This window comes from Sphingopyxis sp., from assembly GCF_050725615.1.
Lineage (GTDB): Bacteria > Pseudomonadota > Alphaproteobacteria > Sphingomonadales > Sphingomonadaceae > Sphingopyxis.
The window spans coordinates 1-11332 of sequence record NZ_JBOHHU010000057.1 but is presented as its reverse complement, the minus strand read 5'-3'; the positions used below and the strand labels follow the sequence as shown (position 1 = coordinate 11332).

Here is an 11332-nt window from a genome sequence, read left to right as displayed (position 1 = left end):
CTTTCTCCTATTTTGCGTGACTGGCTGCGCCGGGACCGACGAAAATCACGGCGGCGCGAATGTCGGTGATCAGCCAGCGACCGTCGCACTGGCGGCGACAGCTGGCGGTGAAGTCGGCGATCGTTGCCGGCGGTCCCGAGGAAAAGGGCAGGTCGCCGGTCCCCGCATGAACGACCGCGAGGAAGCGCAGCGCGCACGCATCCGCGCCGGTGGCGCTCACGACGAGGCCGGAGATGGCGTGACGGGTACGGCGTCCCGATTCATCCTCCTGATCCCGCCGATCGGCGAAATATTCCGAGATCGAAGCCTGACCGTCGCGGACGAGGGCCCCGATGCGCATCGTCGCGTCAGCCTCGTAGAATTCGGAGGCGCAGCCTGAGGAAATCCGGTCGACGCGGGCCCAGTGCTCGCTGACGAGATCGTGCAGTTTCCATCGATCATCCGCGCTTACGGCGCGGTCAATTCCGGTCGATTGCGGCGCAGTCGCCATGAAGCCTCTCCGATGAGTCGTATTGATGTTATGTCTAATACGACTAATTCATCGCGTGGCTGTCCGTCAAGCGATAGATGCGAAAGCCCGGAAATGCGGGCGCAGGCGAACGTCGCCGGCGCAATTGCGCTGACGCTTTAGACAGGCGGACGCCGGAGTCGCGGTCAGAAATCGCCGGGAAGCGGATCGGGCAGGTCTTGCGCGACGACCTCATCTGCACGCGCCTTGGGCACGCCCAGGGCAAGCAGCACATGTCGCGCGATCGATGCGGCGAATGTCGGCGACGGTTGGTTGCGCAACTGGGTGATCATCGCGGCGTGCGTCGTGCCTAGCTGAATATCGCGGCCGGTATGGGGGCCGGGAATCTCGAACTCGCCCGTCGCAATGCCTTCGTCAGCGGTGGCTTGCGCATGCTCATAGGTGTCCTGACCGAAGATTGGTCCACCCGCGCTGATGTTCACCATGGCCCAACCCCATTTAGGGTCATGCAGGGCACGCTCGAGATAATAGCGGACAGCGGCGCCAGCGCGCTCCGCAGCGGTCGGAAGCGCCGAGATGATTCGCGTGACGGCGCGGTTGAAATCATGGTTCAGTTCGTCGGACAGGGCGCTGAACACCTCATCCATATTGTTGAAATAATTGTAGAATGTGGCTCGAGAAATGCCCGACTCGCCGCAAATCTCTTCGATTCGCGTGTTGCGTCCATTCTCGCGGCCGAGCAGGGTAAAGGCGGAATCGAGCAACGCAGTGCGGGTCCGGGCCCGTTTCTCCTGACCAATCTGGGCGCGTCGTTCGAGGTTGATATTCAGCGGCGCGCGCGGTTTCGGCTGGCTTTCCTGCCGAACCCTTCTTTGTTCCATATCCTGCATCCGCCCAATTCTAGTCGGATTCCACGGACCGTCAATACGACCTCTTGACAGCTGTTTCTGCTGTCGCCATAAGTCGGAATAGACAAAACATCAATCCGACGCGAAGTCGGGTACACGCCGAAGAAGGTGTCGGCATGGAGAGGAGTGGGTCGGCTATGACCTTTGCACGCGAACTTTGGTACACGGTCGCTTGGGCCGAACAGATCGGACGCAGCCTGACGCCGCGGACGATCGCGGGGGACCATCTTGTCCTGTATCGCCAGCTCTCCGGCGACGTGGCGGCGCTCAGCGACACCTGCCCGCATCGCTTTGCGCCCATGCATCTCGGCTCGCTCGTCGATGACGTCGTGCAATGTGGCTATCACGGGCTCCGTTTCGATGCCGGCGGCGCTTGTGTCCATAACCCTCATGGCAATGGTGCGACGCCGAAGGCAGCACGCCTCCGCCGCTATCCCGTCGTCGAACTCGACGGGCTTGTATGGGTCTGGATGGGGGCGGGGGAACCCGCGGACATCTCGACGATCCCGCGCTTTCCGGAACTCCACAATTCAAGCTACGCGTTCACCGGCGCGCATATGATGAGGATGGACCTGCCCATCGACCTCATGGTCGACAATCTGCTCGATCTCAGCCACGCTGCCTATCTTCATCCTGCGACGCTTGGCGCGGCCCAGGGCACCAAAGATATTACGTCGGTTAAGAAGACCGGAAATCGCATCCAGTCCAACCGGTTGATGCCGGGAGCCCCGCCGGCTTTCGTCTTCCAGGCGACCGAGGCCGCAGGTCCCGACGACATCGTCGACTACTGGGCGAACATGCGCTGGGATCCGCCGGGCGTCTTTTCGATGGACGCCGGCATTGTCCCCACAGGGGGCCGGAAAGAGGACGGCCGGATTCTGTCGAGTGTGCAGATCGTCGTGCCCTCGACCGAGGGGAGCTGCTACTATTTCTGGAAGATGTTCCGGAACTACAACGAAGATGTTCCGGGCATGACCGAGGCTATCGAAGCCGCCGTCGTGCAAGCCTTTTCAACCGAGGACGAACCGATGGTCCGGGCCGTCAAGGACCGAATGGCCGGCCGCGACTTCTGGGACATGCGCCCGCTGCTGCTGCCGCAGGATTCGGCAGCGGTCCAGGCGCGTCGCATCATGGACGCTCTCATCGCGGGCGAGGCCGCGGGCGAGGGCGATATTCAGCACGCCGCCGAGTGATCGGCGGACATTCAAACATAAAATAATCGATCGGGAGGTCATATATGCGTACCAATTTCAAAGCATCCAGACGGCGCAATATCGAGTTGTCGGGAGCGGCATTGGCGCTGTGCCTGTCGTTTGCCGGCCAGGCTGTCGCGCAGGAGTCCGAAGGCGAGGGTGCGCAGGATAGTGTCGGCGTCGCCGATATCGTCGTGACCGCCCAGAAGCGCTCTGAAAACCTCCAGGACGTTCCGATTTCCATCACGGCGGTGACGTCGGATGCGCTCGAAGGGCGCGGTGTCAGGTCGGTCGCCGAAATCTCGAACTTCGCGCCCAACGTGCAGCTGGAATCGAGCGCGCCGATCGTTTCGTCGTCGCAGATTCTGACCGGCTTCATCCGTGGTATCGGGCAGAATGATCTTTCTTCGAGCCTCGAGCCGGGCGTCGGTGTCTATCTCGATGGCGTCATTCTGGCCCGCTCGATCGGCGCCAATGTCGACCTGCTGGACATTGAACGGATCGAAATTCTGAAAGGCCCGCAAGGCACGCTTTTCGGACGCAACACGATTGGCGGTGCTATCAGCGTTGTTACGCGCGATCCGGCCGAGGAGTTCGCGTTCCGCGGCGAGACCACTTACGGCAGCCGCGATCGGTTCGAACTGCGCGGGACCGTCGACGTTCCGATTGCCGACACGCTGCGCTCGCAATTCTCCTTTTCCACCCGCAGCCAGAAGGGCTACCAGAAGATCATCCCCTTCCCCGGCGATACGGGGGTCAGCGACGAGTATAATTTCGGGATCATCCCGCGGAACAAAGATAACCGGCGGGGCAGCACCGATAGCTTCGTGTTTCGCGGAAAGCTGCTCTGGGAAGCCTCGCCCGACCTGACGTTCAAGATCGCCGGCGATTATGCCAAGTCGAAGGAACAGTCTTCGCCGATTACGCTTATTGCCACCGACACCAATCCGCTGGCACCTGCACCAACCTATGCAGCTGTGTATAATACCTGCATCTCGGCCCCGGGCTTCCTGTTCGATCCGGGCGGTCCGCTTGCTTTCCTCGGTCCGATCTGCGGTCCGCGTGGCGGCGGCGTGCCGGGCGCAGCGCCCTTGCCGGGTCTTGCCGGGTATAATTTCGCCAACCCCACACCGCGTCTCGTCTTCGGCGACCAGTTCATCACCGACGACATCGATACGACTTATGGCAATGGCGGCAATCTGTCGGACGTCGAAACCTGGTCGGTGACCGGCGTGATCGATTACCGGCTGTCGGACGATATCGCGCTCAAATCGACGACGGGATACCGCAAGGTCAACGCGCTCCTCACCAACGATCTCGACGGATCGCCGATCATGATCGGGACCACCTTGGCGCGCCTGGCCGAGAAGCAATTTTCGCAGGAGCTGCAGCTGACCATCGACGGTTTTGACAATCGTCTGAAGTCGGTCGTCGGCGCCTATTATTTCTACGAGAAGAATTTCAATTTCGAAAATGCCTATCTGTCTGAAGGCCTCGGGCAGTTTTACGGCCCCTATCGCAACACCAACAAGTCTTATGCGGTCTACACGCACAACAGCTTCAACATCACCGATGCGCTGAGCATCACGCTCGGCGGCCGTTATACCAAGGACAAGAAGGTCTTCGAAGCCGGTCAGTCCGACCTCAACCTGTCGCTGCTGAAGCTCGGGCTCTTCACGCCCGGACAACTTCCCGATCCGAACGATCCGACGCGGATCTATCCGCTCGGCGTGCAGCGCGACACCTACAATAATTTCTCGATGCGCGTCGGCGCCGAGTACAGGATCACCGACCGCATCATGGTCTATGCTTCCTACGCCGAAGCGTTCAAATCGGGCGGCTATACCACGCGTCTTTCAATCCCGACGCCCGGCAACGTCGCGCCGCGCTTCGGACCCGAAGAGGCCAAGACCTATGAAGTCGGTCTCAAGTCGCAGTTCCTCGATCGCCGCCTGCAGCTCAATCTCGCGGCCTTCTCGACCGACTATACCGACCTCCAGGTTACCGTCGTCCGCGGCATCTCGCCCTTCATCGAAAATGCGGGCGAGGCGCGTATCCGTGGTTTCGAAGCGGAACTGCAGGCGGTGCCGATCGAACGCGTTCGCCTCTCCGCGAGCCTTGGCTATGTCGATGCGAAATATACCAAGCTCGATCCGGACGTGAGCGTCGGTCTCAACAATTCGTTCGTCAACACGCCCAAATGGGCGGCAAGCGCGGCTGCGGACATCGACCTGTTTGAAGCCGCAGGCGGCATGATCACCGTACACGGCGACTATTCGTACAAGAGCACTCAGGCCCGCGATGCGGTCAACACGCCTCTGCTCTTCTCGGGCGAGCAGAATCTGGTCGGCGCGAATATCCGCTGGACGCGTGACGACAAGGCGCTTGAACTGGTTGCCGGCGTCCAGAATCTGACCGACGACCGGTACATCATCACCGGCACGCAGGTCGATGCCGTCGGTGCCACCAGCGTCACCTGGTCGCGGCCGCGCGAATATTATCTGACCGCCCGGGTCCGGTTCTGATCAGGCAGAGGATGGAGCAGCGAAAATGACGTCATCTGAAACACTTCGCGACGCCTGGTATGTCGCAGCCTACACGAGCGAACTCGAAGAGAAGGGCATGATCGCCACGACTCTGCTTGGCGATCCGATCGTGATCTACGCGAAGACGGACGGAAGCCCGGTCGCGCTCGAAGATCGCTGCGTCCATCGTTTGGCGCCGCTCTCGCTGGGCAGGGTCGAAGGCGACCATTTGCGCTGCATGTACCATGGCATGCTGTTCAGCGCCGAGGGCGCCGCGCTCGAGATTCCCGGTCAGGACCTTATTCCGAAGCGGGCCTGTGTTCGCAGCTATCCGGTGGTGGAGCGCAGCGGCTGGCTGTGGGTTTGGCCGGGCAATCCGGAACGGGCCGATGAAGCGCTCGTGCCGCCTGTCATCGGAATGCGGCATCCCGACTGGTTCCTTCACGAGGGACTGCTGGACTATGACGCCAGTTCGGACCTGATCATCACCAATGTGATCGATCTCGGCCATTTGACCTGGGTGCATCGCGAAAGCTTCGGCGCTGACGAGGCATGGGCCGAGACCGTCCCGACGACGTCGCCAATCGAGCGCGGCGTCCGTGTGACGCGCTGGTTGCGCGAGATTCCGCCCATCCCGCCGCTGGGCAAGGCGGCCGATCATGAGCGCCTCGATCACTGGACGACATTCGATTTCTTCGCGCCCGGCGTATTCCATTTCTACAATGCGATGTATCCGGTCGGCACGTATGACAAATATGCCGGCGGCGAGCCGGACAGGGCAGACGAGACGCTGCTCTACGAACATTATACGCAGCAGTTCGTGATGCCGATGACTGAGCAGAAGTCGCGCTACTTCTTCACTTGGGGGCCAAGCACGCGGGTGGGTAACGCCGAAGAAGGTGCGATCATGCGCGAGGTGAACTACCAGGCCTTCGCCGAGGACCAAGCGATCATCGAGGCGCAGCAGAAGATCATCAACCTCGACCCGAGCCGGAGGCCGATGCCGACCGTCCACGACAAAGCGGTGACGCTTTACGAAGGCATCGTGCGCAAGCTGGTTCGCGAACAGAATGCGGCACTCGGGGCGGCGCCAGCGCTCGAACAAGCCGGCTGAAGATGGCATATTTAGAAACTCATTGCGCATAGGTGACGATGCGGTTCCCGGTGCGCGCGCCATGAGTGCGATCGGGAGCAAGCTCTACGCCTTCTTCGATCATGTTTTCTCCGCGATCGGGAAGCACCAGCCCGGCTGTGCCCTACCCGACGCGAACGAAAGACCCGGCGCCAACGACGCGCCAAAGCCTCTCAACTCTCCCAGCCGATTAGGAAACGACAAATGAAGACCCGCGCCGCCGTTGCGTTCGAAGCGAAGAAGCCGCTCGAAATCGTCGAGCTCGACCTCGAAGGCCCGAAGGCGGGCGAGGTGCTGGTCGAGATCATGGCGACGGGCATCTGCCACACCGACGCCTATACGCTCGACGGTTTCGACAGCGAGGGCATCTTCCCGAGCGTGCTGGGGCATGAAGGCGCGGGCGTGGTGCGCGAGGTCGGCGCGGGCGTCACCAGCGTCGTCCCCGGCGACCATGTGATCCCGCTCTACACCCCCGAATGCCGCCAGTGCAAAAGCTGCCTGTCGGGCAAGACCAACCTCTGCACCGCGATCCGAGCGACGCAGGGCAAGGGGCTGATGCCCGACGGCACGACGCGCTTCAGTTACAAGGGTCAGCCGATCTTCCATTATATGGGCTGCTCGACCTTCTCGAACTTCACCGTGCTGCCCGAGATTGCGGTCGCCAAGATCCGCGAAGACGCGCCGTTCCAATCGAGCTGTTACATCGGCTGCGGCGTCACCACCGGGGTCGGTGCGGTGATCAACACCGCCAAGGTCCAGGTCGGCGACAATGTCGTCGTCTTCGGGCTCGGCGGCATCGGGCTCAACGTAATCCAGGGCGCGCGCCTCGCGGGCGCGAAGCAGATCATCGGCGTCGACATCAACGCAACCCGAGAGGAATGGGGCCGCAAGTTCGGGATGACCGATTTCCTCAATACGAAGGGCATGAGCCGCGAAGACACGGTCGCCGCGATCGTCCAGCTGACCGACGGCGGCGCCGACTACACCTTCGACGCCACCGGCAATACCGAGGTGATGCGCACCGCATTGGAAGCCTGCCACCGCGGCTGGGGCACCTCGATCATCATCGGCGTCGCCGAGGCGGGCAAGGAAATCGCGACGCGCCCGTTCCAGCTCGTCACCGGGCGCAACTGGCGCGGCACCGCCTTCGGCGGCGCGAAGGGCCGCACCGACGTGCCGAAGATCGTCGACATGTATATGACCGGCAAGATCGAGATCGACCCGATGATCACCCACGTCATGGGGCTGGATGAGATCAACAAGGGTTTCGACCTGATGCACGCGGGCGAGAGCATCCGCAGCGTGGTGGTATTCTAGTTCAACCGACTGAAGGAATGATGTGATGGCCGTTATTTCGGGTAACGACGTATTCTCGCACGTCTTCATCGGTGCGGCCGACACTGCTGCGTCGGCCAAATTCTACGATGCCGCGCTCGGCGCGCTTGGTATCCAGAATCTCGGTCCGTTCGGCAACGGCCGGGTGCTGTACGGCCGCGACAAGACCGCCTTCATCATCGCGCGCCCCGGGAACGGCGAGGCACCGTCGAGCAATGGCGCAACCGTTGGCTTTGCCGCCGCTACGGTGAATGAAGTCCACGCATTCCATGCGGCTGGACTGGCTAATGGCGGCAACGATGAAGGCGCGCCTGGACCGCGCGATCATCTGCCCGGCGCCTATGCCGCCTATCTTCGCGCCCCAGCAGGCAACAAGATCTGCGCCTACCACTTCACGGATTGACGCGAACGATGAGCCTCGAGCCAGTCTCGTCCGTTCTGAGCCACGGCGGCGTCCAAGGCGTGTACAAGCACGCCTCGGCCGTTACCGGCACGGACATGACCTTTTCGGTGTTTGTACCGGAGAGACGCTCCGGCACGGGTATGCCGGTGGTCTGGTACCTCTCGGGCCTGACTTGCACCCATGCCAACGTCACGGAGAAGGGCGAGTTTCGCAAGGCCTGTGCAGAGCTTGGCCTGATCTTTGTCGCACCCGATACGAGTCCGCGAGGCGAGGGTGTGGCGGACGATGCCGATGGCGCATATGATTTTGGCTTGGGCGCGGGCTTCTATGTGGATGCGACGGCAGCACCTTATGCGGCTCACTATCGCATGTGGACTTATATCACTGAGGAACTCCCGGGACTGATTGCCCGGGAGTTTCCAGCCGACATGGACCGGCAGGCGATCATGGGGCACTCGATGGGCGGGCATGGCGCGCTCACCATGGCGCTGCGGCACCCCGACCGGTTCCGGTCGGTGTCGGCCTTCGCCCCCATCGTTGCGCCTAGCCGCGTGCCATGGGGCGAGAAGGCATTGCGCGGCTATCTGGGCGAGGACCGGTCGGCCTGGCGCGCGCATGACACGGTGGCGCTGATCGAAGATGGCGCGCGCGTCTCAGAAATACTGGTTGATCAAGGCGAAGCCGATGGCTTTCTGGTCGAACAATTGCGGCCGTCGCTGTTGTCGAAAGCCTGCAACGACGCCGGCATCGACCTGACGCTGCGGCTTCAACCGGGCTACGACCACAGCTATTTCTTCATCTCGTCGTTCATGGCGGACCATCTCGCCTGGCATGCGGCGCGCTTGTGATGGCCGTGCACACCGAAGGCCGTCGTTCCAACCCGGGGACCAAGCTTGTGCGCTCCCATGGCGCGCTGATCGAGCAATATTTTGCTGCATTCAATCGGCGAGAGCCGCAGGAAATGTTGGATTTGCTAAGCGATGACGTCGTGCATGAACCCTCGCAGGGAGCCGCGCGAACTGGGAAGCGAGCGTTCGTTGAATTTCTGGATCACATGAATCGCTGCTATGTCGAGACGATCGTCGAGCCCGTGGTCATGGTCTCGGACGATGGCGACAATGCCGCCGCCGAATTTGTGGTGAACGGGGTCTACATTCTCACTGACGAGGGTTTTCCCCGCGCAGTCGACCAGCATTATCGCATTCGAGCAGGCGCTTTCTTCCACATCCGGGACGGCAAGATTGCCCGAGTCGGCAACCATTATAATCTCGCCGACTGGATTGCCCAGGTGAGTTGAGGGAGACAGACATGCGCTTCGACGTTGTCATCGTAGGGGCAGGCCATGGCGGCGCGCAGGTCGCCGTGATGCTGCGCACGCGAAAGTTCGAAGGCAGCATCGCGATCATCGGCGACGAACCCGAGCTTCCTTACGAGCGCCCGCCGCTGTCGAAGGAATATTTTGCGGGCGAGAAGGAATTCGAACGCATCCAGCTGCGTCCAGCCAAATATTGGGACGAGCGCGAGGTGACGATGCTGCTCGGTCGCCGCGTCGTCACCGTCGATCCCGTGGCGCACACGGTCACGACCGACGGCGGCGAGACGATCGGTTATGGCAAGCTCGTCTGGGCGACCGGCGGCAGCCCGCGCATGCTCCCGATCCCCGGCGGCGACCTGCCCGGCGTGCAGGGCGTGCGCACGCGCGCCGACGCCGATGCGATGAAAGCGGCGTCGGAGACTGCGGGCCAGATCGTCGTGATCGGCGGCGGCTATATCGGTCTCGAGGCGGCCGCGGTGCTCAACAAGGCGGGCAAGAAGGTCGTGCTGCTCGAAGCGCTCGATCGCGTTCTCGCCCGTGTCGCAGGGGTCGACCTCTCGCGGTTCTACGAGAAGGAGCATCGCGAGCATGGCGTCGACCTGCGCCTCGGCGTCTGCGTCGATGCGATTGAGGGCGATACGCGTGTCACCGGCGTCCGGCTTGCCGATGGCGAGGTCATCCCGGCCGACCTCGTGATTGTCGGCATCGGTATCGTCCCCGCGGTCGAACCGCTGATCGCTGCGGGCGCCGAGGGCGGCAACGGCGTGCTCGTGGACCGCCTCTGCAAGACGAGCCTGCCCGACATTTATGCGATCGGCGACTGCGCCGCGCATGTGAACGACTTTGCCGAAGGTGCAACGATCCGGCTGGAATCGGTTCAGAATGCCAATGATCAGGCGAATGTCGTCGCCAAAGGCATTGTCGGCGACGAAGCGCCCTATCATGCAATCCCGTGGTTCTGGTCGAACCAGTACGACCTGAAGCTGCAAACTGCGGGGCTGTCGACCGGGCACGATCAGGCAGTGCTGCGCGGTGATCCCGCGAACCGCAGCTTCTCGGTCGTTTATCTGAAGGCCGGGAAGGTCATCGCGATCGACTGCGTCAACGCGACGAAAGATTACGTCCAAGGCCGGATGATCGTCACGGCGGGACTGCGCACGACGGCTGAACGGCTTGCCGATACCAGCCTTCCCCTGAAAGAATTGCTGCCAGTATAGGCGGCCCGATGGAGAATATATGCCAAAACTGATAGTCGTAGATCGGTCGGGGGCTCCTCACGAGATTGACGCCGAGCCCGGATTGAGCGTGATGGAAGTTATAAGGGATAACGGCTTAGACGAGCTCCTCGCTTTGTGCGGTGGATGTTGCTCATGCGCTACCTGCCACATATACGTCGAAAATAAATTTGCGGCGTCTCTGTCGCCCCTTTCCGAAGATGAAAATGATCTGCTCGACAGCTCAGCTTGTCGTGCGACGGGATCGCGTTTGTCCTGCCAGCTGCCGTTTCACGAAGGGCTGGACGGTTTGCGCGTAACGATTGCGCCGGAAGACTGAAAACTCCCGGCTTCGAACGTCCGCTACTCCAAGTTCGCCGACTGAAAGCTGCCAGTCCGAAACCGTTGAGAGTTTCAGACGCCGCCAGGCGTCAGAAAGTCTTCGGTGCCCGAACCGCGGTGGTCATGGGCTGAGCTATGGTGGACTGCCCGCGATGACTGGTCCGGTTGCATAGTCAGTTGAAGATCGCCTCCGATGCCAGCCTGGGCGGGAGGCGGAGCGCAGCGGAGCCGAGCGGCCAGGCTGGCATCTTGATCGTTTCCGGAGCCGGTGGTCGATATCCGAGGCTGCTGTGCGGCCGGAGGCGATTGTAATGATCGCACCACCAGCCGGTGACGCACCGGACCTCCTCCAGGCTGTATAAGATTTCACCATTGAGCAGTTCGTTGGTGACACGCCTCGAAGAGGAGACCCGGATCGGCAAAGGCGGGACCCTGGCGGCGCAGCTGTCGCGGCTCGACCTGATCGTGCTCGACGAGCTCGGTTATCTGCCGTTCG

Annotated in this window: 11 protein-coding genes and 2 pseudogenes; 10 read left to right on the top strand and 3 right to left on the bottom strand. The window is 61.9% G+C overall.

Features of this window, described 5'->3' with window-relative positions:
* Positions 1-7: 7 nt before the first annotated feature.
* The gene (locus tag ACREB7_RS13770; protein ID WP_431592842.1) at positions 8-490 is read right to left on the bottom strand and encodes a nuclear transport factor 2 family protein; all 483 of its coding nucleotides are present in this window, start codon (positions 488-490) and stop codon (positions 8-10) included.
* Positions 491-654: 164 nt separating this feature from the next.
* Entirely contained in the window at positions 655-1359 is a 705-nt protein-coding gene (locus ACREB7_RS13765; RefSeq protein WP_431592841.1) for a TetR/AcrR family transcriptional regulator, read from the bottom strand.
* A 155-nt stretch (positions 1360-1514) separates the two neighbouring features.
* On the opposite strand from ACREB7_RS13765, the gene ACREB7_RS13760 reads away from it, so the two are divergent.
* From ACREB7_RS13760 to ACREB7_RS13720, 9 genes are all read left to right on the top strand, one after another.
* A complete protein-coding gene (locus ACREB7_RS13760) occupies positions 1515-2570 on the top strand; it encodes a Rieske 2Fe-2S domain-containing protein (protein ID WP_431592840.1) in 1056 nt (351 codons plus the stop codon).
* 44 nt (positions 2571-2614) lie between these two features.
* The gene (locus ACREB7_RS13755) at positions 2615-5095 is read left to right on the top strand and encodes a TonB-dependent receptor (RefSeq protein ID WP_431592839.1); all 2481 of its coding nucleotides are present in this window, start codon (positions 2615-2617) and stop codon (positions 5093-5095) included.
* A 25-nt stretch (positions 5096-5120) separates the two neighbouring features.
* On the top strand, positions 5121-6209 hold the full coding sequence (locus tag ACREB7_RS13750) for a Rieske 2Fe-2S domain-containing protein (RefSeq protein WP_431592838.1): 1089 nt from the start codon (positions 5121-5123) through the stop codon (positions 6207-6209).
* A gap of 222 nt (positions 6210-6431) precedes the next feature.
* Positions 6432-7544, top strand: coding sequence for an S-(hydroxymethyl)glutathione dehydrogenase/class III alcohol dehydrogenase (locus ACREB7_RS13745; RefSeq protein ID WP_431592837.1), 1113 nt, complete (start codon positions 6432-6434; stop codon positions 7542-7544).
* 25 nt (positions 7545-7569) lie between these two features.
* Positions 7570-7965 carry a VOC family protein gene (locus ACREB7_RS13740; RefSeq protein ID WP_431592836.1) on the top strand — a complete coding sequence of 132 codons (396 nt, stop codon included), beginning with the start codon at positions 7570-7572 and terminating at the stop codon, positions 7963-7965.
* An 8-nt stretch (positions 7966-7973) separates the two neighbouring features.
* Positions 7974-8813 (top strand): S-formylglutathione hydrolase, encoded by an 840-nt coding sequence (fghA, locus tag ACREB7_RS13735; RefSeq protein WP_374391921.1) that lies wholly within the window; start codon positions 7974-7976, stop codon positions 8811-8813.
* Positions 8813-9262 (top strand): ketosteroid isomerase-related protein, encoded by a 450-nt coding sequence (locus ACREB7_RS13730; RefSeq protein WP_431592835.1) that lies wholly within the window; start codon positions 8813-8815, stop codon positions 9260-9262. Before fghA ends, ACREB7_RS13730 begins: the two co-directional genes overlap by 1 nt.
* Before the next feature lie 11 nt (positions 9263-9273).
* Positions 9274-10497, top strand: a complete 1224-nt coding sequence (locus ACREB7_RS13725) for an NAD(P)/FAD-dependent oxidoreductase (protein WP_431592834.1) — start codon at positions 9274-9276, stop codon at positions 10495-10497.
* A 19-nt stretch (positions 10498-10516) separates the two neighbouring features.
* Complete coding sequence (locus tag ACREB7_RS13720) at positions 10517-10834, top strand: 2Fe-2S iron-sulfur cluster-binding protein (RefSeq protein WP_294048030.1); 318 nt, start codon at positions 10517-10519, stop codon at positions 10832-10834.
* 175 nt (positions 10835-11009) lie between these two features.
* Here the strand turns inward: ACREB7_RS13720 and ACREB7_RS13715 are convergent.
* Positions 11010-11222 (bottom strand): annotated as a pseudogene (locus tag ACREB7_RS13715) (integrase core domain-containing protein); the annotation flags it as partial.
* Here ACREB7_RS13715 and ACREB7_RS13710 point away from each other — a divergent pair.
* Positions 11221-11332, top strand: a pseudogene (locus tag ACREB7_RS13710) (ATPase); the annotation flags it as partial. The pseudogenes ACREB7_RS13715 and ACREB7_RS13710 sit on opposite strands and share 2 nt — an antisense overlap.

Bases quoted from the DNA above. Each gene is read 5' to 3' on its own strand.
- ACREB7_RS13770 (WP_431592842.1), bottom strand. From the start codon at position 490: ATGGCGACTGCGCCGCAATCGACCGGAATTGACCGCGCCGTAAGCGCG.
- ACREB7_RS13765 (WP_431592841.1), bottom strand. From the start codon at position 1,359: ATGCAGGATATGGAACAAAGAAGGGTTCGGCAGGAAAGCCAGCCGAAA.
- ACREB7_RS13760 (WP_431592840.1), top strand. From the start codon at position 1,515: ATGACCTTTGCACGCGAACTTTGGTACACGGTCGCTTGGGCCGAACAG.
- ACREB7_RS13755 (WP_431592839.1), top strand. From the start codon at position 2,615: ATGCGTACCAATTTCAAAGCATCCAGACGGCGCAATATCGAGTTGTCG.
- ACREB7_RS13750 (WP_431592838.1), top strand. From the start codon at position 5,121: ATGACGTCATCTGAAACACTTCGCGACGCCTGGTATGTCGCAGCCTAC.
- ACREB7_RS13745 (WP_431592837.1), top strand. From the start codon at position 6,432: ATGAAGACCCGCGCCGCCGTTGCGTTCGAAGCGAAGAAGCCGCTCGAA.
- ACREB7_RS13740 (WP_431592836.1), top strand. From the start codon at position 7,570: ATGGCCGTTATTTCGGGTAACGACGTATTCTCGCACGTCTTCATCGGT.
- fghA (WP_374391921.1), top strand. From the start codon at position 7,974: ATGAGCCTCGAGCCAGTCTCGTCCGTTCTGAGCCACGGCGGCGTCCAA.
- ACREB7_RS13730 (WP_431592835.1), top strand. From the start codon at position 8,813: ATGGCCGTGCACACCGAAGGCCGTCGTTCCAACCCGGGGACCAAGCTT.
- ACREB7_RS13725 (WP_431592834.1), top strand. From the start codon at position 9,274: ATGCGCTTCGACGTTGTCATCGTAGGGGCAGGCCATGGCGGCGCGCAG.
- ACREB7_RS13720 (WP_294048030.1), top strand. From the start codon at position 10,517: ATGCCAAAACTGATAGTCGTAGATCGGTCGGGGGCTCCTCACGAGATT.